Source organism: Pseudomonas sp. 313 (genome assembly GCF_000316965.1).
Classification (GTDB): Bacteria; Pseudomonadota; Gammaproteobacteria; order Pseudomonadales; family Pseudomonadaceae; genus Chryseomonas; species Chryseomonas benzopyrenica.
The window spans coordinates 63316-87165 of the sequence record NZ_ANBZ01000106.1 but is presented as its reverse complement, the minus strand read 5'-3'; the positions used below and the strand labels follow the sequence as shown (position 1 = coordinate 87165).

20 protein-coding genes are annotated in these 23850 nt (G+C 67.1%); 9 read left to right on the top strand and 11 right to left on the bottom strand.

What is annotated here, in order from left to right:
* Nucleotides 1-49: 49 nt before the first annotated feature.
* Nucleotides 50-1375 carry a DUF3100 domain-containing protein gene (locus C722_RS0124015; RefSeq protein WP_017642935.1) on the bottom strand — a complete coding sequence of 442 codons (1326 nt, stop codon included), beginning with the start codon at nt 1373-1375 and terminating at the stop codon, nt 50-52.
* A 329-nt stretch (nt 1376-1704) separates the two neighbouring features.
* On the opposite strand from C722_RS0124015, the gene C722_RS0124010 reads away from it, so the two are divergent.
* Nucleotides 1705-2607, top strand: coding sequence for a LysR family transcriptional regulator (locus C722_RS0124010; protein WP_026084072.1), 903 nt, complete (start codon nt 1705-1707; stop codon nt 2605-2607).
* Nucleotides 2608-2634: 27 nt separating this feature from the next.
* On the opposite strand, the gene C722_RS0124005 is transcribed toward C722_RS0124010, so the two are convergent.
* The 3 genes from C722_RS0124005 to C722_RS0123995 are packed head-to-tail and all read right to left on the bottom strand — an operon-like array spanning nt 2635 to nt 6203.
* Nucleotides 2635-3789 (bottom strand): M20 aminoacylase family protein, encoded by a 1155-nt coding sequence (locus C722_RS0124005; protein WP_017642933.1) that lies wholly within the window; start codon nt 3787-3789, stop codon nt 2635-2637.
* A 3-nt stretch (nt 3790-3792) separates the two neighbouring features.
* Nucleotides 3793-5310, bottom strand: coding sequence for an aldehyde dehydrogenase family protein (locus C722_RS0124000; RefSeq protein WP_026084071.1), 1518 nt, complete (start codon nt 5308-5310; stop codon nt 3793-3795).
* Nucleotides 5311-5312: 2 nt separating this feature from the next.
* Nucleotides 5313-6203 (bottom strand): NAD(P)-dependent oxidoreductase, encoded by an 891-nt coding sequence (locus C722_RS0123995; protein WP_017642931.1) that lies wholly within the window; start codon nt 6201-6203, stop codon nt 5313-5315.
* Nucleotides 6204-6544: 341 nt separating this feature from the next.
* Here C722_RS0123995 and urtA point away from each other — a divergent pair, with 341 nt between their 5' ends.
* From urtA to C722_RS0123960, 7 genes are all read left to right on the top strand, one after another.
* The gene (gene urtA, locus C722_RS0123990; RefSeq protein WP_017642930.1) at nt 6545-7819 is read left to right on the top strand and encodes an urea ABC transporter substrate-binding protein; all 1275 of its coding nucleotides are present in this window, start codon (nt 6545-6547) and stop codon (nt 7817-7819) included.
* A gap of 312 nt (nt 7820-8131) precedes the next feature.
* Complete coding sequence (gene urtB / locus C722_RS0123985; protein WP_017642929.1) at nt 8132-9700, top strand: urea ABC transporter permease subunit UrtB; 1569 nt, start codon at nt 8132-8134, stop codon at nt 9698-9700.
* Entirely contained in the window at nt 9697-10776 is a 1080-nt protein-coding gene (urtC, locus tag C722_RS0123980; protein ID WP_026084070.1) for an urea ABC transporter permease subunit UrtC, read from the top strand. Before urtB ends, urtC begins: the two co-directional genes overlap by 4 nt.
* Nucleotides 10773-11618, top strand: a complete 846-nt coding sequence (gene urtD, locus C722_RS0123975; protein WP_017642927.1) for an urea ABC transporter ATP-binding protein UrtD — start codon at nt 10773-10775, stop codon at nt 11616-11618. Before urtC ends, urtD begins: the two co-directional genes overlap by 4 nt.
* 117 nt (nt 11619-11735) lie before the next feature.
* Nucleotides 11736-12434, top strand: a complete 699-nt coding sequence (gene urtE / locus C722_RS0123970; RefSeq protein WP_017642926.1) for an urea ABC transporter ATP-binding subunit UrtE — start codon at nt 11736-11738, stop codon at nt 12432-12434.
* 134 nt (nt 12435-12568) lie between these two features.
* Nucleotides 12569-13009, top strand: a complete 441-nt coding sequence (aroQ, locus tag C722_RS0123965) for a type II 3-dehydroquinate dehydratase (RefSeq protein WP_017642925.1) — start codon at nt 12569-12571, stop codon at nt 13007-13009.
* Nucleotides 13010-13013: 4 nt separating this feature from the next.
* A complete protein-coding gene (locus C722_RS0123960; RefSeq protein ID WP_017642924.1) occupies nt 13014-13868 on the top strand; it encodes a shikimate dehydrogenase in 855 nt (284 codons plus the stop codon).
* A 166-nt stretch (nt 13869-14034) separates the two neighbouring features.
* On the opposite strand, the gene C722_RS0123955 is transcribed toward C722_RS0123960, so the two are convergent.
* Nucleotides 14035-16302 (bottom strand): YgiQ family radical SAM protein, encoded by a 2268-nt coding sequence (locus C722_RS0123955; RefSeq protein WP_017642923.1) that lies wholly within the window; start codon nt 16300-16302, stop codon nt 14035-14037.
* Between the two features lie 189 nt (nt 16303-16491).
* Between C722_RS0123955 and C722_RS0123950 the strand changes: the two genes are divergently transcribed.
* Complete coding sequence (locus C722_RS0123950) at nt 16492-17868, top strand: amino acid permease (protein WP_017642922.1); 1377 nt, start codon at nt 16492-16494, stop codon at nt 17866-17868.
* Between the two features lie 212 nt (nt 17869-18080).
* Here the strand turns inward: C722_RS0123950 and C722_RS0123945 are convergent, their stop codons facing one another.
* The 6 genes from C722_RS0123945 to rpsR all read right to left on the bottom strand — a co-directional run bounded on the left by C722_RS0123945 (nt 18081) and on the right by rpsR (nt 23827).
* Complete coding sequence (locus C722_RS0123945) at nt 18081-19562, bottom strand: glucosyltransferase domain-containing protein (RefSeq protein ID WP_017642921.1); 1482 nt, start codon at nt 19560-19562, stop codon at nt 18081-18083.
* 80 nt (nt 19563-19642) lie between these two features.
* Complete coding sequence (locus tag C722_RS0123940; RefSeq protein WP_017642920.1) at nt 19643-20659, bottom strand: D-alanine--D-alanine ligase; 1017 nt, start codon at nt 20657-20659, stop codon at nt 19643-19645.
* A complete protein-coding gene (gene dnaB / locus C722_RS0123935; RefSeq protein ID WP_017642919.1) occupies nt 20659-22053 on the bottom strand; it encodes a replicative DNA helicase in 1395 nt (464 codons plus the stop codon). The genes C722_RS0123940 and dnaB overlap by 1 nt, the downstream gene beginning before the upstream one ends.
* A 150-nt stretch (nt 22054-22203) precedes the next feature.
* A complete protein-coding gene (rplI, locus tag C722_RS0123930; protein ID WP_017642918.1) occupies nt 22204-22650 on the bottom strand; it encodes a 50S ribosomal protein L9 in 447 nt (148 codons plus the stop codon).
* A gap of 20 nt (nt 22651-22670) precedes the next feature.
* The gene (locus C722_RS0123925) at nt 22671-23561 is read right to left on the bottom strand and encodes a hypothetical protein (protein WP_017642917.1); all 891 of its coding nucleotides are present in this window, start codon (nt 23559-23561) and stop codon (nt 22671-22673) included.
* Nucleotides 23562-23596: 35 nt separating this feature from the next.
* On the bottom strand, nt 23597-23827 hold the full coding sequence (gene rpsR, locus C722_RS0123920) for a 30S ribosomal protein S18 (protein WP_007161145.1): 231 nt from the start codon (nt 23825-23827) through the stop codon (nt 23597-23599).
* Nucleotides 23828-23850: the final 23 nt, after the last annotated feature.

Genomic DNA, 23850 nt, shown 5'->3' with positions numbered 1-23850 from the left:
TACGGCAGCGGGCAGCGGCGCACCGGGGACCCGGTGCGCGCGGAGAGGATCAGTGAAACACTTCGGCGATGAAGGCCGCGCCGATGAAGGTGCCGAAGCTGGCGATCAGCGAAACCACCACGATGCGCCAGCCGAGGCGACGGAAGGCCGGGATGTCCTTGGCGATGGACAGGCCGGCGAAGGCCAGCATGGGGGTGATCAGCGCCATGATGCCGACCGCGTTGTGGGCGGCGGTGATCTGCGGCGCCAGCGGGCACCAGGGCGAGGTCAGGAACATGGCCACCAGCGATACCCAGCACACCGCCGGCACCTTGCGGCGAAACAGCTGGCAGAGCAGTTCACCGACGAAGGCCGCCAGGATCATCACCGCGACGCCCAGGAAAGCAGCCGGTGGCAGGGTCTTACTCATCACCAGGGTCGCCAGCAGCGCCAGGGCACCCGAGGCCAGCCAGGCGCTGAAGCGTGCCGACCAGCCCAGTTCCACGGGCTCGTCCACCACGGCGGCATCCACCGAACTCTGCTGGAAGGAGGCCTTGGTGGTACGGCCGATGCGCGGCTCCATCACCCGGTAGCCCCAGACCGCCAGCGGCAGGGAGATGAACAGGGTGAAGTAGGTGCCCAGGGTCAGGGTGATGAGGTTGGCGGCGGCGGCCAGCGCCATGACCTCCGTGGCCACCTCGGCGGTCTGCTGGGCCGCGATGGCACCGGCCGCGGCGGCCATGATGCTGCCCGAGCCCAGGCCGGCGCCCATGGCCAGGGAATAGGGGTGAAAGATGTTCAGGCTGGCGATGAAGCCGGCGACGATGGCCATGAACACTGCGCCGAACAGGGTGCCGGTCAGGTACTCGGCGAGCACGCCACGACCTTCCGGGGAGTCCATGCCATAGCGTTCGCTGATGATCGCCAGACTCGGTTCGCGCCCCACCGAGAAGGTGGCGCCGATGGCCTCGCGCTTGATGCCCAGCAGCAGGGCCACCGGCAGGCCGAGCAGGATGGTGCCGACGAAATGCCCCAGCTCCTGGAAGGCCAGTGCCCAGCCGGCGGCGATCACCGTGGGCAACGAGCCACCCACCACCAGGCCGAGCTTGGCGATGAACACCAGCAAGGCGTATTGCAGAATGGCCGCCGAGCGCACCTGGGCGCCGCGGTCGATACCCAGACCCAGCGGCATGCGCTTGCCGACCTGCCCCACCGCCGCACCCAGCAAGAGCGCCCAGATCATCGGCAGCAGCACCACCTTGCCCGGACCCAGCGGTATGGTGAGGGAGCCGATCAGCTCGGCGATCAGCAGCACCAGCGCTGCCCAGATGTAGAGTCTGACGGTATTGCTGACGGCTCGGTCCTGGCCCACGGCCAGCGTCGGATTGGCGCTCATTCTTCCCCCTGCGGCCCGCTCGCGGGCTCGGTTGTTGGTATGGTTGGCAGTCGCGGGCGGCGAGGCTCGCTGGGCAGAAACGAAGGCTCCTCGAAGGAGCACGACCCGGTCGTTCTAGGTGCCTAGGCAAAGTTGCATGCGCGTTTTCCGAAGGGTGGAACGCCTGCAGGAACGCCATCCTGCGCGGCCCTTTCCGCCTTCCGAGGCCTTGCGCCGCGGGCTTCGCCCAGGCCGGGGCGGCCGTGGTCTTGGCCCGAGTATGGACAGCGGCCTGTTCTCTCTCCAATACTGGAAATGGCCTTTTCCGTTGCCTTTAAGAGAACACACGGATGCGTGGAATTCACGAACAGCGCTTGCATTATTTCGTCGAAGCGGTGCGCCTGGGGAGCGTGCGCGCCGCAGCTGACGCCCTGGATATCGCCCCTTCCGCGGTCAGCCGGCAGATCGCCCAGGTCGAGGCGGAGCTGGGCGTCGACCTCATCGAGCGACACCGCCGCGGCATCACCCCGACCGAGGCCGGGCGCCTGGTGCTGGACTATTTCCGCCAGCGCCAGACCCAGCTCGACGGCCTGAGAGACGCCATCTCCGACCTGCAGGGCCTACGCACCGGCCGCGTGGTGCTGGCCATCGGCGAGGGCTTCATCGGCGACCTGTCGTGCACCCTGGGCGACTTTTCCGCGCGGCATCCGGAGATCGAGGTCAGGGTCAATGTGGTGGGCACCAACGAGGTGATTCGCCAGGTGATGGAAGACGAGGCGCAACTGGGGCTGGTGTTCAATCCGCCGCGCGATCCGCACCTGCGCGTACATGGCAGTCGCGAGCAGCCGCTTTATGCGCTGGTGGCACCAGGGCATCCGCTGGCCGGAGCCCGGGCGCCCGTGACCCTGGCTGAGCTGGGCCAGCACCGCCTGGCGCTGCCGGATATTTCCTACGGCATCCGCCAGATGCTCGACGCCGTGGAGCAGGCCGCCGGCCAGCGCCTGGCACCAACCCTGACCTGCAACACCTTCGCCCTGCTTAAGCACTATGCCCAGCAGGGCGGCGTAACCCTGCTGCCGCTGTTCGCCGCCACCCAGGAGCTGGATAGCGGCGCCTTATGCGCCCTGCCCCTGGCCGATCCGGGTTTCGCCCGCGCCCACGTCGAGCTGGTGACCCGCCTGGGGCGCAAGCTCAGTCGCGCCGCGGACGAGTTGCGCACGGCCATGGTGCAGCAGATGACTGCCTTTCGCTGAGCGTCGGCGGCCGTCGCTGTAAGAGGCCTAGACCGGCAACTCCTGGCGCACCAGCTCCGCCCACAGCCGCACGGCCGGCTCGATGATGGCGTCGTTGAAGTCGTAGGCCGGGTTGTGCAGCGGCGCCGAGGGTCGCTCACCATCGACACCCAGCCAGAGATAGGCCCCCGGACGCGCCGCCAGCATGAAGGCGAAGTCCTCGGAGGCCATGGACGGTGGCACGCCGTCGCTGACCCGCTCGGTGCCAAAGACGGTCACCGCCGCCTGACGCACCCGCGCCGCCTGCTCGGGATGGTTCTGGGTCACCGGATAGCCGCGGGTGAATTCCAGCTCGCCGCGTACCCCCTGGGCCAGCGGCGCCTGGGCGACGATCTCGCCGATCAGCCGCTCCACCTCGGCACGTACCGCGCCATCCAGGCAGCGCACCGTGCCCCTGAGCCGTGCCACCTCGGGGATGACGTTGATGGCCTCCCCCGCCTCCAGCATGGTCACGCTGACCACCGCGGCAGCCAGCGGCGAGATCCGTCGGGCGACGATGGTCTGCAGCTGCAGGATCAGGTCCGCCGCGGCGACGATGGGATCGCGCCCGCGCTCGGGCATGGCCGCGTGGCAGCCCTTGCCGGTGAGGGTGATGGCGAAGGTATCCAGCGAAGCCATCATGGCGCCCGGATTGACCACCACCTGGCCGGCCGGCAGCCCCGGCCAGTTGTGCAGGCCGTAGAGGGCGTCCATGGGAAAGCGTTCGAACAGGCCGTCCTCGATCATCTTCTGGGCGCCGCCAAGATTTTCCTCGGCGGGCTGGAAGACGAAATAGAGGGTGCCGCGGAAATCGCGGTTTTCGCTCAGGTGGCGGGCGGTGGCCAGCAGGATGGCGGTGTGGCCGTCATGGCCGCAGGCGTGCATGCGCCCGGCGGCGGTGGAACGGTGGGGAACGTCCCCCACCTCCTGCATCGGCAGGGCGTCCATGTCGGCACGCAACCCCAGGCTCGGGCCCTCGCCGTGGCGCAACACCCCGACCACGCCGGTGCCGCCGAGGCCGCGATGGACCTCCAGGCCGAAGCCTTCCAGCAATTCGGCCACCCGCGCCGCGGTGCGGTGCTCGGCGAAACCCAGCTCGGGGTGGGCGTGGAAATCGCGACGCCAGCTGCGGGCGTCGTCCAGTAAGGCTTGATGGATGGTCATCTGTTACTCCAGGCTGGCGCCGTAGCCGAAGCCGGCGGCGGGCACCGCGGCGGTTTCCACCCAGACGCTCTTCACCTCACTGTATTCGCGCAGGGCATCGAGGCCCGAGGAGCGACCGTAGCCGCTCTCGCCGTAGCCGCCGAAGGGCGAGCTGACGTGGATGGTCTTGTAGCCGTTGACCCAGAAGGTACCGGCGCGCACGCCCCGGGCCACCCGGTGGGCGCGACCGACATCGCGGGTCCAGACCGCCCCGGCCAGACCGAAGCGGCTGTCGTTGGCGATGCGGATGGCGTCGGCCTCGTCCTTGAAGGGGATAGCCACCACCACTGGCCCGAAGATCTCTTCCTGGGCGCAACTCAGGCCGTTGTGACCGGCCAGCACCGTGGGATTGACGTAGTAGCCGGTCCCGGCGGGCAGCGGCTCGACGCCATTGGCGACATGCCGCGCGCCTTCACCCAGGGCGCCTTCCACCATGTTGCGCACATGGGCGAATTGCTTGGCGTTGTGGATCGGGCCGATCTGGGTCTCGGGATCGCTCGGATCTCCCACCTTGAACTGGCTGGCGGCGCGGGCCACCGCCTGGATGAAGCGCTCGTAGATGGATTCCTGCACCAGCAGCCGCGAACCCGAGACGCAACTCTGACCGGCGCCGGAAAAGATCGCCGCCTGGGCGCCGCGTACGGCCAGGTCCAGGTCGGCGTCTTCGAAGACGATGTTGGCCGACTTGCCACCCAGCTCCAGCACCACCGGGATGCAGCGCTGGGCCGCGGCGGCGGCGATGTGCCGGCCGGTGGCCGGCGAGCCGACAAAGACCACCTTGCGGATGTCGGCGTGGGCGATCACCTGCTGGCCGACGGTATGGCCCTGGCCGGCGAGCACGTTGACCAGGCCCTTGGGCGCACCGGCGCGTTCCACCAGCACGCCCAGCAGCAGCGAGGTCACCGGAGTCAGCTCGGAAGGCTTGAGGATCACCGCGTTGCCGGCGGTGATGGCCGGGGCGATCTGCCAGCCACCGGTAAAGATGGGTGCGTTCCAGGGGGTGATCTGCAGCACCGTGCCCAGGGGTTCGTAGGTCACGTAGTTGAGGTGGCTGGTGGGCACCGGGATGACTTCGCCATGCAGCTTGTCGGCCCAGCCGGCGTAGTACTCGAACATCTCGGCGACCTTGAGCACCTCGACGCGGGCATCACGGATCGGTTTGTTGGCGGTCAGCGATTCCAGCTGCGCCAGGACCTCGGCCTCCTCGCGGACCAGGGCGCCAACCTTGTAGATGATGCGCCCGCGCGCCTGGGCGGTCAGGGCGCGCCACTCCTCGCGTGCCCGGCGGGCGGCGGCATCGGCGCGCTCGACCACCGCCAGGTCGGCATCGGGGTAGCTGTAGGCCGGGCTGTCGTCATGGGCGCTGCGCACGGTGATCCGCTCGCCGCTGCCATCGACGAAGGCGCCGTCCACAAAGCTGGCGACCTGCTGGCGGTCGCCCCAGAAGGGCTTGAGCAATTCCAGCGTCTTGGCATTCATCATGATCATTCCCCCTTGCCGAACAGGTCTTCGCTGGTGCGTCGCGCGATGGCGCAGAAATCCTCGCCATCGGCCAGGGTCTCGGCGCTGGCCTTCCAGGCCTGGGCCGTGGCCGCGGCCAGTGGCAGGTCGAGGCCGAGTTCGGCGATGAGCTGCTGGGCCAGGCCCACGTCCTTGCGCATCAGGCCCATGGTGAAGCCGGAGTCATAGGCCTTGTTCAGCACCCAGGTAGGGAACATGCTCTGGCTGGCGGCACTGCGCCCGGAACCGGCATTGATGCCTTCGAGCAGCTTCTCCGGGGCGACGCCGGCACGGGCGGCCATGGTCACCGCCTCGGCGGTGGTGATCAGGTGCGCCGCGGCGAGCAGGTTGTTGGCGATCTTGGCGATGTTGCCGGCGCCCACGGCGCCGATGTGTACCCGGGTCGCGCTCATGGCTTCCAGCGCCGGCAGCGCCTTGGCCAGGGCCGCCTCGCTGCCGCCGATGACCATGGTCATGGTGCCGGCCGCGGCACCGGCGGGGCCGCCGGAGACCGGGGCATCGAGGAAATCGGCACCGACCTCGGCGAAGGCCGCCGCTACGCGGCGGCTGGTCTCCGGGGTGGAGGTGGTGGTGTCGACCACCACGGTGCCCGGCCGCACGCGGCTGACCAGGCCCGCCTCGCCCAGGCACACGGCCTCGACGTGCTCGGCCTTGGGCAGCGACAGCACGATGACGTCGCTGCTGGCGGCCAGGGCCACCAGATTGCCGGCGATGGCCACGCCCTGGGCAGCGACCCGCTCGCAGGCGGCGCTGGAGGGATCCAGCCCGGTGACGGCAACGCCCTTGCGCGCCAGGGTGATCGCCATGTTGCCGCCCATGTTGCCGAGTCCGATGACCCCGACCTGCCTGCCCATGCCTTGTTCCTCTTCTTCGAATGGGTGGTGACCGACCCGGTGGCCGGCCCCTTGCGATCGAGTATGGGAGGCCCAGGCATCACCACCAATACGGCATTCGGACTTTCATGTTGCGCAAAAGGCAACGGCGAAAGAGGGCACCAGCATCGTGCAAAGGCGCCGTCGGCGGGCACTGGCAAGCCCCAGGCTGGTGCAAGGCAACTGGCCGCAAGAGCCCGGTTTAGAGGCAAGAGGCCAGTCGCCATGCGCCTTGCCGAGGTCTGGCACAGTTCCTGATAAGCGCCCTGGCGGGCCAGCAGCCCAGCCCAACAACAGCGCACGTTCGCTTAGGAGCCTTTCGCATGAAGCGCCGCCCTCTACTGAAGACCACCCTCGCCGCCTCCGCCCTGCTCATGAGCGGCCTGTTCCCCTGGAGCGCCGCCCACGCCGCGGACACCATCAAGGTCGGCATCCTGCATTCGCTGTCCGGCACCATGGCCATCTCCGAGACCTCGCTCAAGGACATGGCGCTGATGACCATCGACGAGATCAACGCCAAGGGCGGCGTGCTGGGCAAGAAGCTGGAGCCCGTGGTGGTGGATCCGGCCTCCAACTGGCCACTGTTCGCCGAGAAGGCGCGCCAGCTGGTGACCCAGGACAAGGTCGCGGTCACCTTCGGCTGCTGGACCTCGGTCTCGCGCAAATCGGTCCTGCCGGTCTATGAAGAACTCAACGGCCTGCTGTTCTACCCGGTGCAGTACGAAGGCGAAGAGATGTCGCCCAACGTCTTCTACACCGGCGCGGCGCCGAACCAGCAGGCCATCCCGGCGGTGGAATACCTGATGAGTGAAGAAGGTGGCGGCGCCAAGCGCTTCTTCCTGCTGGGCACCGACTACGTCTATCCGCGCACCACCAACAAGATTCTCAGATCCTTCCTGCACAGCAAGGGCGTGCAGGACAAGGACATCGAAGAGGTCTACACCCCCTTCGGCCACAGCGATTACCAGACCATCGTCGCCAACATCAAGAAGTTCGCCGCCGGCGGCAAGACCGCGGTGGTCTCCACCATCAACGGCGACTCCAACGTGCCCTTCTACAAGGAACTGGGCAACCAGGGCCTGAAGGCCACCGACGTGCCGGTGGTGGCCTTCTCGGTGGGCGAGGAAGAACTGCGCGGCATCGACACCAAGCCACTGGTGGGCCAGCTGGCCGCCTGGAACTACTTCGAGTCGCTGGATAACCCGGTGAACAAGAAGTTCGTCGAGGCCTGGAAGGCCTACGCCAAGGCCAAGAACCTGCCTAACTACCAGACCGCCGTGACTAACGACCCCATGGAAGCCACCTATATCGGCATCCACATGTGGGCCCAGGCAGTGGAAAAGGCCGGCAGCACCGACGTCGACAAGGTCCGCAAGGCCATGGCCGGCCAGACCTTCGCCGCACCGGACGGCTATACCGTGAAGATGGACGAGAAGAACCACCACCTGCACAAGCCGGTGATGATCGGCGAGGTCCAGGACGACGGTCAGTTCAACGTCGTCTGGCAGACCGAGGGCCCGGTCCGCGCTCAGCCCTGGAGCCCCTACATCCCCGGCAACGACAAGAAGTCCGACGAACCGGTGAAGAGCGGCAAGTAACGGCCAGCCCTCCCCCCCCGGCCCCTCTCCCGGAGGGAGAGGGGCGCAAAACGCCGCCCAGCCTGCAGCTCTTACCCCCCCTCCCTCAGGGAGAGGGTTGGGGTGAGGGCAAAAGGCGTTCCGCAGCCAACAGGAAACACCCGCACCACCACCGCTCCGCTCCTCCCCCTCTCCCCCTGGGAGAGGGCCGGGGTGAGGGCTCGCCAGCGCACCCGGTCAGACCGCCAGACGCCCGGCACCAGAAACGAGGCCACGCCCGCCCTCCCCCGGGAGACGTCGTGCAGGAGCCTTTACCCATCGACGAGGCCGAGTATGTCCCTACGCCTTTTTCTTCTGCCCCTGCTGTTGCTGCTCGTGGGCACCGCCCAGGCCGGTCCCGCCGCCGAGCTGGCCGCCGCCAGCGCCAACGACCAGGCCAAACTCCTGCAAGCATGGGCCGCCGAACCCGACACCGCCCAACTCCCGGTCCTCCAGGCGCTGCAGGACGGTCGCTTCTATGTCGACGAAGACAAGCGCCCCTTCTACAAGACCGGCGACAGCTACAGCGCCGCCGAAGGTGACGCCACCGCCCCCACCGGCACGCCCAAGCCGGTGCGCCTGAACAACCGCCTGCGCATCCTCATCGGCGCCGCCCAGGCCAGCGGCGGGTTGCTGTCCGCGGATGCCAGCGTTCGCCTGGCCGCCGCCCAGGCCCTGCGCCAGGAGGCCAAGCCCGAGCAGCGACCCTTCCTGGAAAAGCGCCTGCAGAGCGAAGCGGACAAGGACGTGAAAGGCGCCCTCGCCGCCGCCCTGGCCAATCTGCAGCTGACCGATCCCGATCCCGCCGTGCGCCTGGCCGCGGTGCGGCTGCTCGGCGAATCCGGCGAGCCCCAGGCCAAGACCCGCCTGCAGGCCCTGCTCGATCCTGCGGTGGAAGCCAACGAAGACGTCCGCAAGGCCGCCGCCACCGGCCTCGCCCAGGTCGAGCGCAAGCTGCTGCTGGGCGACCTGCTCGGCCAGGCCTTCACCGGGCTGTCGCTGGGCTCCATCCTGTTGCTCGCCGCCCTGGGCCTGGCCATCACCTATGGCCTGCTCGGCGTCATCAACATGGCCCACGGCGAGATGCTGATGCTCGGCGCCTACAGCACCTATGTGGTACAGCTGACCCTGCAACGCCTGGCCCCCGAGTGGCTGGCCTGGTATCCGCTGCTGGCACTGCCGGTCGCCTTCGCCGTCACTGCCGCCATCGGCATGGCGCTGGAGCGCACCGTGATCCGCCATCTTTATGGCCGACCGCTGGAAACCCTGCTGGCCACCTGGGGCATCAGTCTGATGCTGATCCAGGCGGTGCGGGTGCTGTTCGGCGCCCAGAACGTCGAGGTGGCCAACCCCGCCTGGCTGTCCGGCGGCATCCAGGTGCTGCCCAACCTGCTCCTGCCGTGGAACCGGGTGATCATCCTCGGCTTCGTGGTCTTCGTGCTGGTCCTGACCTGGGCCCTGCTGAACAAGACCCGGCTGGGCCTCAACGTGCGCGCCGTGACCCAGAATCGCAACATGGCCGCCTGCTGCGGCGTCCCCACCGGGCGCATCGACATGCTCGCCTTCGGCCTTGGCTCCGGCATCGCCGGCCTCGGTGGCGTGGCCCTGTCGCAGATCGGCAACGTCGGCCCGGACCTCGGCCAGAGCTACATCATCGACTCCTTCCTGGTGGTGGTGCTCGGTGGCGTCGGCCAATTGGCCGGCAGCGTACTGGCGGCCTTCGGCCTGGGCATCGTCAACAAGATCCTCGAACCCCAGATCGGCGCCGTGCTGGGCAAGATTCTCATCCTCGGCCTGATCATCCTGTTCATCCAGAAAAGGCCCCAGGGCCTGTTCGCCCTCAAGGGGAGGGTCATCGATTGAACCAGCCACTCGCGCTTACTGCTGTGCAGAAGGCCGGCCCGCGCCTGAGCCTGGCCGTGCTCGGCCTGGCCCTCGCCGTGCTGATCGCCCTGCCGCTGCTGTCCCTGCTGCCGGCCGACAACCCCTTCCAGGTCTCGGCCTACACCCTGACCCTGGTGGGCAAGATCCTCTGCTACGCCATCGTCGCCCTGGCGCTGGACCTGGTCTGGGGCTATGCCGGGATGCTCTCCCTCGGCCACGGGCTGTTCTTCGCCCTCGGCGGCTACGCCATGGGCATGTACCTGATGCGCCAGGCCGCCGGCGACGGTCTGCCGCCGTTCATGAGCTTTCTCTCCTGGACCCGCTATCCCTGGTTCTGGGCCGGTACCGACCATTTCCTCTGGGCGCTGTGCCTGGCGGTGCTGGCCCCCGGCCTGCTGGCCCTGGCGTTCGGTTTCTTCGCCTTCCGCTCGAAGATCAAGGGGGTCTATTTCTCGATCATGACCCAGGCGCTGACCTTCGCCGGCATGCTGCTGTTCTTTCGCAACGAGACCGGCTTCGGCGGCAACAACGGCTTTACCGGCTTCACCACCCTGCTGGGCTTTCCGGTGGCCGCCCAGGGCACCCGCGCGGTGCTCTTCCTGCTCACCGTGGCCCTGCTGGTGGCCAGCCTCTGGCTGGGCTGGCGCCTGGCGCAGAGCAAGTTCGGCCGCATCCTCACGGCGATTCGTGACGCCGAGAACCGGGTGACCTTCTGCGGCTACGATCCGCGCGGCTTCAAGCTGTTCGTCTGGGTGCTCTCGGCAGTGCTCTGCGGCCTGGCCGGGGCGCTCTACGTACCCCAGGTGGGCATCATCAACCCCAGCGAGATGGCCCCGACCAACTCCATCGAAGCGGCCATCTGGGTCGCCCTCGGCGGACGCGGCAGCCTGATCGGCCCGGTACTCGGCGCCGGCATCGTCAACGGTGCCAAGAGCTGGTTCACCGTGGCCTTTCCCGAATACTGGCTGTTCTTTCTCGGTGCCCTGTTCATCGTCGTCACCCTCTACCTGCCGCGTGGCGTGATCGGCCTCATCAAGAAGGAGCGCGACGCATGAAAGCCGCCCCCATACCTCCTACCGCCGCGGAAGTGCTCGACCCTGGCATCGGCGCCGAAGCCAGCGGCCTCGGCCATCGCGCCGGTAAGGGCCTGGATACCCACCACGGCACCATCCTCAGCCTGGAAGGCATAGAGGTCAGCTTCGACGGCTTCAAGGCCCTGCGCGACCTCAATCTCTACATCGGCGTCGGCGAACTGCGCTGCATCATCGGCCCCAACGGCGCCGGCAAGACCACCATGATGGACGTTATCACCGGCAAGACCCGCCCCGATCGCGGCAGCGCCTGGTTCGGCGAGACCCTGGACCTCACCCGCCTGCAACCGGTGCAGATCGCCCAGGCCGGCATCGGCCGCAAATTCCAGAAGCCCACGGTGTTCGAGGCCCTGACCGTCTGGGAAAACCTGGAGCTGGCGCAGCGGACCGACAAGTCGGTCTGGGCCAGCCTGCGCGCGCGGCTCTCCGGCGAACAGCGCGATCGCCTGGAAGAGGTGCTCGGCACCATCCGCCTGCAGGAGTCGCGCGGGCGCACTGCCGGGCTGCTGTCCCACGGCCAGAAGCAATTCCTCGAGATCGGCATGCTGCTGGTGCAGGAGCCGCAACTGCTGCTGCTCGACGAACCCGTGGCCGGCATGACCGACGCCGAGACCGAATTCACCGCCGAGCTGTTCAAGTCGCTGGTGCCCCGGCACTCGCTGATGGTGGTGGAGCACGACATGGGCTTCGTCGGCAGCATCGCCGACCACGTCACCGTGCTGCACCAGGGCCACGTCCTGGCCGAAGGCTCGCTGGACCAGGTCCAGGCCAACGACCAGGTGATCGAGGTGTATCTGGGGCGCTAGCGCCCCTGCTTTCAATTGATCGCGGCCATGGCGGTTCGCCGCTGCGACCGCTCCTACAGGTGCCGATGTCGCCGTAGGAGCGGCCCATGGCCGCGATAAAATCTTTACGAGGCGCCCATGCTCCAGGTGAACGAACTCCATCAATACTACGGCGGCAGCCACATCCTGCGCGGCCTGTCCTTCGAGGCCCCCATCGGCGAGGTCACCAGCCTGCTCGGCCGCAACGGCGTCGGCAAGACTACCCTGCTGCGCTGCCTCATGGGCCTGATCCCGGCCAAGCGCGGCAGCATCACCTGGGAAGGCCAGGACATCACCGCCCGCAAGCCGCACCAGCGGGTGCAATCCGGCATCGCCTACGTGCCCCAGGGCCGCGAGATCTTTCCGCGTCTCACCGTCGAGGAAAATCTACTCATGGGCCTGTCGCGCTTTCCCGCCCGGGAGGCCCGCGAGGTGCCGGAGTCCATCTACGAACTCTTTCCGGTGCTCCGGCAGATGCGCCAGCGTCGCGGTGGCGACCTCTCCGGCGGCCAGCAGCAGCAACTGGCCATCGGCCGCGCCCTGGCCAGCCGCCCGCGGCTGCTGATCCTCGACGAACCCACCGAGGGCATCCAGCCCTCGGTGATCAAGGAGATCGGCACCGTCATCGCCCACCTGGCCAAGCGTGGCGACATGGCCATTCTGCTGGTGGAGCAGTTCTACGACTTCGCCAGCGAACTGGCCGACGGCTACCTGGTGATGTCCCGCGGCGAGATCGTCCAGCGCGGTCGCGGCGCCGACATGGAGGCCGAAGGAGTGCGCGGACTGGTGGCGATCTAGGTCACCAGGGTCGATAATCGAACGCTTCCGGCGCAACACCCCGGCGGCGGATTGACGAAATTAACCAGCTGGTACATTTTCTCTGCAACGCCGGGTGCTGGTCCGCCCGGCTAGACAACAACAGAGAGAACGCCATGTCCCGCCGCATCCTGGTCCTCAACGGCCCCAACCTCAATCTGCTCGGCACCCGCGAGCCCGCCACCTACGGCCACGAAACCCTGGCCGACGTCGCCCGGCTGTGTACCGAGACCGCCGCCGCCGAGGGTTACGAGGTGGACTTCCGCCAGACCAACCACGAGGGCGAATTGCTCGACTGGATCCACGCGGCCCGCGGCGCCTATGCCGGGGTGGTGATCAATCCCGCCGCCTGGACCCACACCTCGGTGGCCTTGCGCGACGCCCTGGTGGCCAGCGAGTTGCCGGTCTACGAGGTGCACCTGTCCAACGTGCATCGCCGCGAAGCCTTCCGTCATCATTCTTATGTCTCGGGCATCGCCGTCGGCGTCATCTGCGGCCTCGGCAGCCAGGGCTATCGCGCCGCCATCGCCGCCCTCATCGCCCACCAGGGAAACTAACGCCATGACCGCATCGAAATCCGTCCTCGCCGGCCTCATCGGCGCCGGCATCCAGGCTTCGCTGACGCCCGCCATGCACGAACGCGAAGGCGACGCCCAGGGCCTCAGATACCTCTATCGCCTGATCGACCTGGACGTGCTCGGCCTCACCGCCGACGCCCTGCCCGAACTGCTGCAGGCCGCCCAGCGCACCGGCTTCACCGGTCTCAACATCACCTTTCCCTGCAAGCAGGCGATCATCCCACTGCTCGACGACCTCTCCCCCGAGGCGCGCGGCATCGGCGCGGTGAACACTGTGGTCCTGGCCGACGGCCGCACCGTGGGCCACAACACCGACTGCCTGGGCTTCGCCGAAGGCTTCCGCCGCGGCCTGCCGGACGTGGCCAAGCGCCTGGTGGTGCAACTGGGTGCCGGTGGCGCCGGTAGCGCCGTGGCCCACGCCCTGCTCGCCGAGGGAGTGGACCAGCTGTTCATCTTCGACGTCGAGGCCGAGCGCGCCCAGGCGCTGGTAGACAACCTGACCCGCCACTTCGGCCCCGGTCGCGCCGCGGTCGGCACCGACCGGGCCGCCGCGGTCGCCGCTGCCGATGGCCTGGTCAACACCTCGCCGGTGGGCATGGCCAAGCTGCCCGGCATGCCACTGCCGGCCGAACTGCTGCACCCCGGCCTCTGGGTCGCCGAGATCATCTACTTCCCGCTGGAAACCGAACTGCTGCGCCAGGCCCGCGCCCTCGGCTGCCGCACCCTCGACGGCGGCACCATGGCCGTGTTCCAGGCGGTCAAGGCCTTCGAACTCTTCAGCAGCCGCAGCGCCGACGCCGAGCGCATGCAGGCCCATTTCGCCGAATTGCGCGGGTAGTCCTAAGCGTTGGGCTTCGCTGCGCTCAACCCAACCTACACCGCTAACCCGTAGGTTGGGTTGAGACAGCTCCACCGTCGAAGCCCAACGAGCCCGAGCGCTGCTGCCTCCTGCTTACCCCATAAAAAAGGGGAAGCCTCGGCCTCCCCTTTCTCATCCCCTCGCCTCAGCGCGGCATGTTCGGCTGGCGCCGCGACTTCTTGCGCGGACCGCCCTTGGCGTAGCCGGCGGCCTGGCCTTCCTGGCCCTTGTCCCAGGCCTTGCTGCCATCGCTGGCGCGGGGCGGCAGGCCGGTGTGCTGGGTGAGGATGCGGCCAGCGCCGGTGCCGGCCTTCTTGCTGCCCACCGGGGTGGAATTCTTGCGCCGCGCGCTCTGGTAGCCCGCGTCGCCCACCGGCTGGGTGGCCGGGATCAACTGGTGCTTGCCCGGCCCGATCAGGTCGGCGCGGCCCATCTCCTTGAGCGCCTCGCGCAGCAGCGGCCAGCCCTTGGGATCGTGGTAGCGCAGGAAGGCCTTGTGCAGGCGGCGCTGCTGGTCGCTCTTGACGATGGTCACGCCGTCGCTCTTGTAGGTGACCTTGCGCAGCGGATTCTTGCCCGAGTGGTACATGGCCGTGGCGGTGGCCATCGGCGAGGGATAGAAGGCCTGGACCTGATCCGCACGGAAGCCGTTGCGCTTGAGCCACAGCGCGAGGTTCATCATGTCCTCGTCGGTGGTACCCGGGTGCGCGGCGATGAAGTAGGGGATCAGGTACTGCTCCTTGCCCGCCTCCTTGGTGTACTTCTCGAACATCTGCTTGAAGCGGTCATAGCTGCCGATGCCCGGCTTCATCATCTTGTCCAGCGGACCACGCTCGGTGTGCTCGGGCGCGATCTTCAGGTAGCCGCCGACATGGTGGGTGACCAGTTCCTTGACGTACTCGGGCGACTCCACGGCCAGGTCGTATCTCAGCCCCGAGGCGATCAGGATCTTCTTCACCCCCGGCAGCGCCCGCGCCTTGCGGTACAGCTCGATCAGCGAGGAGTGATCGGTGTTGAGGTTCTCGCAGATGCCGGGGAAGACGCACGACGGCTTGCGGCAGTGGCGCTCGATCTCCGGGTCCTTGCAGGCGATGCGGTACATGTTGGCGGTCGGCCCGCCCAGGTCCGAGACCACCCCGGTGAAGCCCGGCACCTTGTCGCGCATCTCCTCGATCTCGCGGATGATCGAGTCGTGGGAGCGATTCTGGATGATCCGGCCTTCGTGCTCGGTGATGGAGCAGAAGGTGCAGCCACCGAAGCAGCCGCGCATGATGTTGACCGAGAAGCGGATCATCTCGTAGGCCGGGATCTTTTCCTTGCCATAGGCCGGGTGCGGCACGCGCGCATAGGGCATGCCGAACACATAGTCCATTTCCTCGGTGGTCATGGGGATGGGCGGCGGCGTGAACCAGACGTCCACCTCGCCATGCCGCTGCACCAGCGCGCGGGCGTTGCCCGGATTGGTTTCCAGGTGCAGCACGCGGTTGGCGTGGGCATAGAGCACCGGGTCGTTGCGCACCTTCTCGAAGGACGGCAGGCGGATCACCGTCTTGTCGCGGGTCATGCGCGGGCTTTCCAGCAGCTGCACCACCTTGGCTTCGTTGGGATCCTCGACCTCACCTTTCGCCTGCTCGATGGCACAGGCCTCGGTGTCCTGCGTATTCACGTAGGGATTGATGATCTTGTCGACGCGACCGGGACGGTCGATACGGGTCGAGTCGACCTCGAACCAGCCCGCGGGCGTGTCCCGCCGGATGAAGGCGGTACCGCGTACGTCGGTGATGGCCTCGACGCGCTCGCCACGCGACAGCCGCTGGGCGATCTCCACCACCGCCCGCTCGGCGTTGCCATAGAGCAGGATGTCGGCGGTGGCGTCCATCAGGATCGAGCGGCGGACCTTGTCCTGCCAGTAGTCGTAGTGGGCGATCCGGCGCAGCGAGGCCTCGATGCCGCCGAGCACGATCGGCACGTGGCTGTAGGCTTCCTTGCAGCGCTGGCTGTAGACCAGGCTGGCGCGATCCGGACGCTTGCCGGCGACGTTGCCCGGGGTATAGGCGTCGTCGGAACGGACCTTCTTGTCCGCGGTGTAGCGGTTGATCATCGAGTCCATGTTGCCCGCGGCCACACCGAAGAACAGATTCGGCTCGCCGAGCTTCATGAAGTCGTCCTTCGAATGCCAGTCCGGCTGGGCGATGATGCCCACGCGGAAGCCCTGGGCCTCCAGCAGCCGGCCGATGATGGCCATGCCAAAGGACGGGTGATCGACGTAGGCGTCCCCGGTGACGATGATGATGTCGCAGCTGTCCCAGCCGAGTTGCTCCATCTCCGCCCGACTCATGGGCAGGAAGGGTGCAGGACCAAAGCACTCGGCCCAGTATTTCGGATAGTCGAACAGCGGCGTGGCGGCTTGCATGGCAGCTTCCGGGAAAGGGGTGTTTTTGGGAGGGCGCGAAGAATAGCACAAAAAATGACCAGTTCAGCCCCCGGACATCGATTGCCTTTGGCTATCGACGGCAGCTCTGGACCCACCCTCAATGCCGCCTCCACCAGGAGTGCTACCATAGCGCCCCGCTCCTTCCTCACCACCGAGACACCCTCCTCCATGTCCCAGCCCCAACCCGCCGCCGGCCAGTTGCAGCGCGGCCTGAAGAATCGTCACATCCAGCTGATCGCCCTCGGCGGAGCCATCGGTACCGGTCTGTTCCTCGGCTCGGCCGGGGTGCTCAAGTCGGCCGGTCCGGCGATGATCCTCGGCTACGCCATCGCCGGCTTCATCGCCTTCCTGATCATGCGCCAGCTCGGCGAGATGATCGTCGAGGAACCCGTCGCCGGCTCCTTCAGCCACTTCGCCAGTCGTTACTGGGGTCGCTTCCCGGGCTTTCTCTCCGGCTGGAACTACTGGGTGCTCTATGTGCTGGTGGGCATGTCGGAACTCACCGCGGTGGGTAAGTACGTGCAGTACTGGTGGCCCGAGGTGCCGACCTGGGCCAGCGCCCTGGTGTTCTTCGTGCTGGTCAACCTGATCAACCTGTTCAACGTGAAGGCCTTCGGCGAGACCGAATTCTGGTTCGCGCTGATCAAGGTGGTGGCCATTCTCGGCATGATGGCCTTCGGGCTCTGGCTGCTGGTCAGTGGCAGCGGCGGTCCTGAAGCCTCGGTGAGCAATCTCTGGAGCCATGGCGGTTTCCTGCCCAACGGCTGGAGCGGCCTGTTCGCCGTGCTGGCGATCATCATGTTTTCCTTTGGCGGCCTGGAGCTGGTGGGCATCACCGCCGCCGAAGCCGACCAGCCGCGCACCGTGATTCCCAAGGCCATCAACCAGGTGGTCTGGCGCATCCTGATCTTCTATGTTGGCGCCCTGACTATCCTCTTGTCGCTGCACCCCTGGGACGAACTGGTGCGCAGCATCGGCGCCGGCGGTGACGACTATGCCGGCAGCCCCTTCGTGCAGACCTTCGCCCTGCTCGGCAGCGATACCGCCGCCCACCTGCTCAACTTCGTGGTGCTGACCGCGGCGCTGTCGGTCTACAACAGCGGCGTCTACTGCACCAGCCGCATGCTCTATGGCCTGGCCGAACAGGGCGATGCCCCGCGCGCCCTGCTGCGCACCAATCGCCGCGGCGTGCCCCTGCTGGGCATCGCGGTGTCCTCGGCGGTGACCCTGCTCTGCGTGGTGGTCAATTACCTGCTGCCGCAGAATGCCCTGGAGTTGCTGATGTCGCTGGTGGTGGCCTCGCTGGTGATCGCCTGGGCGCTGATCAGCCTGACCCACCTGAAATTCCGCGCCGCCCAGCGTCAAGCGGGGCGCACCTCGCACTTCCCGGCGTTCTGGTCGCCGGTCGCCAACTGGCTGTGCCTGGCCTTCGTCGGCATGATCCTGGTGCTGATGCTGCGCATCCCCGGCATCGCCGTCTCGGTCTACGCCATTCCGTTCTGGCTGGCCTTCCTGTTCCTCTGCTACAAGCTGCGCCGCGGCTGATCGCCCTCGCACCCGTAGATTGGGCTGAGATGGCTCCATCGTCGAAGCCCAACAGTCCGCGCACGACCTGACAATGTTGGGCTTCTCTGCGCTCAACCCAACCTACCGACCCGCGTAGGTTGGGTTGAGACGGCTCCACCGTCGAAGCCCAACAGCCGCGTCACCACGTTGGGCTTCGCTGCGCTCTGCCCAACCTACCCCTCAAGCCCCCCCTACTCGAACGGCACCCAGGGTCGCTGTGGCTTCATGATGATGCAGCCGTCCTCGCCCAGCGCCCAGATGTCATAGAAACGGTTGTCCACCAGCCGCGTGGCGGCCCCGGGCACGGCTACGCGCTGGCTGCAGCTGTCGCTGTCGGCATCGTCGATCACCCCCAGGTCCAGCAGCCGCTCGGCGATCATGAAGTTGCCCGGCGACAGGCCGAGGATGAAGGGCAAGGCCGGCACCTGCTCGAAGGTCTTCTGCGCCAGCGGCAGCCAGGCCACCTCCAGCGGACCACCGGTCCAGAGCAGGCGCTTGAGCGACCGCAGCTCCGGACGACTGCTGAGGTCATGGTGCAGCTCCTGGACGAAACCGCGCTCGAAGGTCTTCTGCGCCGAGAGCACCTGCCCATAGGCATAGGCCAGGGACAGCATCCACAGCACCGGCAGCACCAGCAGCCAGGTCAACCGAGGCTGGAGGCGCTCCAGCAGATCGTGGGCCAGCAGCAGCGCCAGGGTCAGGACGACCGCCAGCCCCATCAGGGTGCGGGCTTCGAGGATGAAGTCGCTGAACAGCAGGGTGATGCCGGCCACGCAAAAGGCCAGTACCGGCAGGGTCGCGCCGTACAGCAGCAGGGGCAGCAACGCCCGGCGGCCGTAGGCGCGGGCATAGGCCAGGCCGCCCAGGCCGTAGCCGAGCGCGGCCAACCCACCGAACAGCCACCACAGCCAGAGATTGCCCGGGGTGATCAGCAGCCCTACGCTGTGTAGCACCTCGCCCAGCCGGTGCCAGAGCTCGGACAGCACCTGGCCGCCCACGCCGGCGTGCCGCGTGGTCACCATCAGCTGGTAGGCCGTCAGGTAATAGAGCACGCCACCCAGCAGCAGCTGCAGACCCTGGCGCAACACCAGCCGCCGCGCCTGCTCGGGCGCCTCGCGGCGCTGTACCGTACGGATCAGTTCCAGGCAGCAGAGCCCGATGAAGACATTGAGCGCCACCTGGTAGAAGGCCATGGCTGCAGCCAGCAGCGCCGCCGGCACCAGCAGCGCCAGCGCGGTATGACGACTACGAAAGATCACCGCGTAGATCACCGCCACCAGACTCAGGGCCATGGTCGGGCCATCGTACTGATAGGTCAGATTGCCCAGCCAGAACGGCGAGAACCATAGCGGCAGGAGCGCCAGACACTGGGTCGGTCGCGGCGCGCCGAAGTAATGGCGGGCCAGATCGGTCAAGGCCCAGGCGGCGGCGGCGCAGGCGATCAGCAGCGGCAGGGGAAAGAGATTGAGGGTGCTGTCACTGAAGGTCAGCAGCCGGTAGAAGACCTCGGTGAGCACCCGTCCCTGCTGGCGCCACTCGGGGCCGTTCTCCAGCTGGATGCGCCAGTTGTCATCGACATAGGGAAAGTCGACCAGGATGAAGGGCAGGACGAACAGCAACAGCGTGGAAAGGAACAACGCCCGGGTCTGCACCGGGGTGAGCGTCTTGGGCATGGCGGCGGATCCGGATCCGGCTTCGACAGGAGACGCAGCCGCCACCACCCGAAGCGATAGCGGCGCCGGCTGCGTAGCGGTCAGTCTTGCAGGGCCAGCTGGCAGATCCGCTCGCAGAGTTCGTCGAAGTCGATGCCCATGGCCGCCGCCGATTGCGGTAGCAGACTGGTAGCGGTCATGCCCGGCAGGGTGTTGACCTCCAGGCACCAGAGCCGCCCCTCGGCGTCCAGGCGGAAGTCGGCGCGGCTGTAGCCGTCGAGCTTGAGCGCCCGATGCGCGGCCAGGGCCAGCCGCCGCGCTTCCTCGGCGATCTCGGTCGAGACCTCGGCCGGAAACACTTCCACCGCGCCCTTGGGCTGGTACTTGCTGGTGTAGTCGAACACGCCGCTCTGGCCAAGGACGATCTCGCCCACCGCCAGTGGCTGTTCGCCCAGCACCCCAACGGTCAGCTCACGACCGGCAACGAAGCGCTCGATCATCACCTCGCGGTCATAGCGCAGCGCCAGCTCGATGGCCGGTTGCAGGTCCTCGGCGCGGCTGACCTTGCTCAGACCCACGGTGGAGCCCTGCTGGCTGGGTTTGACGATCACCGGAAAGCCCAGCGTCGCGGCTACGGTCGCGGCGTCCGCGGGCGCCATCAGCCAGTCGGCGGTGGGCACCCCGGCAGCACGGAACAGCCGCTTGCTGAGATCCTTGTCCATGGCCACGGCGCTGCCCACCCGGCCGCTGCCGGTGTAGCGCAGCTCGGCCAGGTCGAGCAGGGTCTGCAGGGTGCCGTTCTCGCCGGTCCCGCCATGCAGGGCGAGGAACAGCAGATCCTGGTCGCCCAGCTGGGCGCGGCTGAGCACCGCACCGGCATCCTGGCCGCGCATCCGCACCAGGGCGGTCCGCTCCGGCGGTTCGAGGCCGACGCGGGCTTCCAGCAGCGCGCGCTCGGCGTCTTCGTCGAGCAGGCCCAGGGCGGTGTCCACGGTCACCACCTGGTGCCCGCGCCGGCGCAGGGCCGCCACCACCTGGGCACCGCTGGCGATGGACACGTCGCGTTCTTCGCTGGTGCCACCGAGCAGGACTGCGATCTTCAGCTTGTCCTTGACCATCATTCGTCCTCGAAAACGTAGCTGCCGGGCGCGAGATTCTCGAACCGGGTGTATTTACCGATGAAGGCCAGCCGCGTGGTGCCGATCGGACCGTTACGCTGCTTGCCGATGATGATTTCCGCCACGCCCTTGTACTCGGTCTCCGGGTGATACACCTCGTCCCGGTAGACGAACATGATGACGTCGGCGTCCTGCTCGATGGCGCCCGATTCACGCAGGTCGGAGTTCACCGGCCGCTTGTTCGGCCGCTGCTCCAGCGAGCGGTTAAGCTGGGAGAGCGCCACCACCGGGCAATTGAATTCCTTGGCCAGGCCCTTGAGCGAGCGGGAGATCTCGGAGATCTCGTTGGTGCGGTTCTCGCCGCTGCTGCCACCGATCTGCATTAGCTGCAGGTAGTCCACCATGATCAACGCCAGGTCGCCGTGCTCGCGCACCAGGCGCCGGGTCCGGGCGCGCATTTCCGAAGGACTGATGCCGGCGGTATCGTCGATGAACAACTTGCGGTCGTTGAGCAGGTTGACCGCCGAGGTCAGGCGCGGCCAGTCGTCATCGTCCAGCTTGCCGGAACGCACCTTGGTCTGGTCGATGCGACCGAGGGACGAGAGCATCCGCAGCACGATGGAGTCGGCGGGCATCTCCAGGGAGAACACCAGCACCGCCTTGTCGGTGCGCAGCACCGCGTTCTCCACCAGGTTCATGGCGAAGGTGGTCTTGCCCATCGACGGGCGGCCGGCAACGATGATCAGGTCCGCCGGCTGCAGGCCGCTGGTCTTTTCGTCCAGGTCGGCGAAACCGGTGGAGACCCCGGTGATGGCGTCGCTGGAGTTGAACAGGGTATCGATGCGGTCGATGGCCTTGGTCAGGATGTCGTTGACCCCGATCGGACCGCCGGATTTCGGCCGCGCCTCGGCGATCTCGAAGATCTTGCGTTCGGCTTCGTCGAGCAGCTCGTTGGCGCCACGCCCTTCCGGGTTGTAGGCGCTGTCGGCGATGTCGGCACTGATACCGATCAACTGGCGCAGGGTGGCCCGCTCGCGCACGATCTGCGCATAGGCCTTGATGTTGGCCACCGAGGGGGTGTTCTTGGCCAGCTCGGCCAGATAGGCCAGGCCGCCCACCTGGGGCAGTTGGCCTTCATTGTCCAGCTGTTCGGACAGGGTCACCACGTCGAACGGCTGATTGCGCTCGGCCAGACGGGCCACGGCGCGGAAAATGAGTCTGTGGTCGTGGCGATAGAAGTCGCCATCGGACACCTGATCGAGCACGCGCTCCCAGGCATTGTTGTCCAACATCAGACCACCCAGCACGGCCTGCTCGGCCTCGATGGAGTGCGGCGGGACCTTGAGGGCAGCGGTCTGCAGATCGTACTGCTCGGGCAGGGAAATCTCGTTCATGCGCAGGTCTTGGGCCCCCATTGCGGGCGGCGAAATGATTTTCGATAGGGCAGAAAAGACAAAGGGCACGTCACTGCCTTGGCAATGACGTGCCCGATTGTCGACAGACCGGCGCCGGGGCGCAAGTCCGCCAGTCAGGCGACGGCGCGCTTATTCAGCGACGACGACAACCTTGACCGTAGCTTCGACGTCGGTGTGCAGGTGCACTTCGACGTCGTATTCGCCAACACTGCGCAGCGCGCCGTTGGGCAGGCGAACTTCGCTCTTGTCCAGCTCGACGCCAGCGGCGCTGACGGCTTCGGCGATGTCGCGGGTGCCGATGGAACCGAACAGCTTGCCTTCGTCGCCGGAGTTGGCGGCGATGGTTACGGTCAGTTCAGCCAGCTTGGCGGCACGGGCATCAGCCTCGGCCTTCTTCTCGGCAGCCTGCTTCTCGAGCTCGGCACGACGAGCTTCGAAAGCCTCGACGTTGGCAGCGGTGGCTGCGGTGGCCTTGCCCTGCGGCAGCAGGAAGTTACGGGCGTAACCGCCCTTGACGTTCACTTTGTCGCCCAGGTTGCCCAGGTTGGCGATCTTTTCCAGCAGGATGACATCCATTGAGTCTTTCCTCTTAACTTTTAACCTTCACCGTCCGCGGGCCCCTGCGGCTCTTGCGCGGACCGCCCACGGAAATCGAACACGCTATCGATCACAGCCAGAATCACCAACAACGGATAGATCAGCTGCCCAAACAGCAGCAGCGTCACGTACAGCCCCACCAGCCAGAATCCTGCCAGGCGCTTGGCCGCCACCAGCCCGTGTAGCAGGGCGATGCCGGCAAAGGCCAGCGGCACGCTGCACAGCGGGGTCAGCAGGCCAAGCCCACTGCCCAGGTTCGGCGCCAGCACCAGCAGGGCCAGGAGGCCGAGCGCGATGGCTGGACGCAGACGCAGGGCGCGAAATTCGCGACCGAACCCCTGGGGGTTGTACAGCGCCGCCTGCCAGTACCGCCCGAGCATCAGGCACAGCAGGCAGGTGATCTGGAAGAACGCCGCCATCAGGCCGGTCAGCACGGGCAGCAGCAACTGCTGCAACTGCGCCTGCTTTTCCGGCGGCAACTGCGCCGCGCTCGGGCCCAACACCTGGGGCAACAACCGACGGATTTCCTCCGCCAGCTGCGCGATGCCCTCGGCATAAACCTGACCCAGCACCAGGGCGAAGACCAACCCCAGCGGGACACTGGCCAACAGCACCCGTGTCCAGGATCGGCTCTGGCGCAGTAGTGCCGCCAGCAGCGTCGAACCCAGCATCACCAGCACGATGCTGGCATCTCCCAGATACAGCCAGAACAGCGCCGGCAGCAGGGCCCAGACCAGCACCCCGGCCGCCGCGGCAGGTCCCCGGCGCAACAGCACCAGGCTGCCACCGGCAGCGGTCATCCAGTACAGCAGCGGCACGACTGCACCCAGTACCACCACGAGAGTGGCTTGGGTGCGGCCGCGCATGATGAACTCAGCCAGAGGCCGCATGCCGTGTTTATCCGTTATCCGTGATCAGGCGTCGATCAACGACCGTGGCTGTCGGTGTAGGGCAGCAGGGCCAGGTAACGGGCACGCTTGATGGCGGTGCCCAGCTGACGCTGGTACTTGGCCTTGGTGCCAGTGATACGGCTCGGGACGATCTTGCCGGTTTCGGAGACGTAGGCCTTCAGGGTGTTGAGATCCTTGTAGTCGATCTCTTTCACGCCTTCGGCGGTGAAACGGCAGAACTTACGACGACGGAAGAAACGTGCCATGACAATGATTCCTCGCTAGATCC

What these genes read in the sequence shown, in the direction of transcription:
- urtD (WP_017642927.1), top strand. Translation starts at nt 10,773, where the DNA reads ATGAAAGCCGCCCCCATACCTCCTACCGCCGCGGAAGTGCTCGACCCT.
- C722_RS0123945 (WP_017642921.1), bottom strand. Translation starts at nt 19,562, where the DNA reads ATGCCCAAGACGCTCACCCCGGTGCAGACCCGGGCGTTGTTCCTTTCC.
- rpsR (WP_007161145.1), bottom strand. Translation starts at nt 23,827, where the DNA reads ATGGCACGTTTCTTCCGTCGTCGTAAGTTCTGCCGTTTCACCGCCGAA.
- C722_RS0123955 (WP_017642923.1), bottom strand. Translation starts at nt 16,302, where the DNA reads ATGCAAGCCGCCACGCCGCTGTTCGACTATCCGAAATACTGGGCCGAG.
- aroQ (WP_017642925.1), top strand. Translation starts at nt 12,569, where the DNA reads ATGTCCCGCCGCATCCTGGTCCTCAACGGCCCCAACCTCAATCTGCTC.
- C722_RS0123940 (WP_017642920.1), bottom strand. Translation starts at nt 20,659, where the DNA reads ATGGTCAAGGACAAGCTGAAGATCGCAGTCCTGCTCGGTGGCACCAGC.
- C722_RS0124005 (WP_017642933.1), bottom strand. Translation starts at nt 3,789, where the DNA reads ATGACCATCCATCAAGCCTTACTGGACGACGCCCGCAGCTGGCGTCGC.
- rplI (WP_017642918.1), bottom strand. Translation starts at nt 22,650, where the DNA reads ATGGATGTCATCCTGCTGGAAAAGATCGCCAACCTGGGCAACCTGGGC.
- C722_RS0124010 (WP_026084072.1), top strand. Translation starts at nt 1,705, where the DNA reads ATGCGTGGAATTCACGAACAGCGCTTGCATTATTTCGTCGAAGCGGTG.
- C722_RS0123960 (WP_017642924.1), top strand. Translation starts at nt 13,014, where the DNA reads ATGACCGCATCGAAATCCGTCCTCGCCGGCCTCATCGGCGCCGGCATC.
- C722_RS0123950 (WP_017642922.1), top strand. Translation starts at nt 16,492, where the DNA reads ATGTCCCAGCCCCAACCCGCCGCCGGCCAGTTGCAGCGCGGCCTGAAG.
- urtA (WP_017642930.1), top strand. Translation starts at nt 6,545, where the DNA reads ATGAAGCGCCGCCCTCTACTGAAGACCACCCTCGCCGCCTCCGCCCTG.
- C722_RS0124015 (WP_017642935.1), bottom strand. Translation starts at nt 1,375, where the DNA reads ATGAGCGCCAATCCGACGCTGGCCGTGGGCCAGGACCGAGCCGTCAGC.
- C722_RS0124000 (WP_026084071.1), bottom strand. Translation starts at nt 5,310, where the DNA reads ATGATGAATGCCAAGACGCTGGAATTGCTCAAGCCCTTCTGGGGCGAC.
- C722_RS0123925 (WP_017642917.1), bottom strand. Translation starts at nt 23,561, where the DNA reads ATGCGGCCTCTGGCTGAGTTCATCATGCGCGGCCGCACCCAAGCCACT.
- urtB (WP_017642929.1), top strand. Translation starts at nt 8,132, where the DNA reads ATGTCCCTACGCCTTTTTCTTCTGCCCCTGCTGTTGCTGCTCGTGGGC.
- urtE (WP_017642926.1), top strand. Translation starts at nt 11,736, where the DNA reads ATGCTCCAGGTGAACGAACTCCATCAATACTACGGCGGCAGCCACATC.
- dnaB (WP_017642919.1), bottom strand. Translation starts at nt 22,053, where the DNA reads ATGAACGAGATTTCCCTGCCCGAGCAGTACGATCTGCAGACCGCTGCC.
- C722_RS0123995 (WP_017642931.1), bottom strand. Translation starts at nt 6,203, where the DNA reads ATGGGCAGGCAGGTCGGGGTCATCGGACTCGGCAACATGGGCGGCAAC.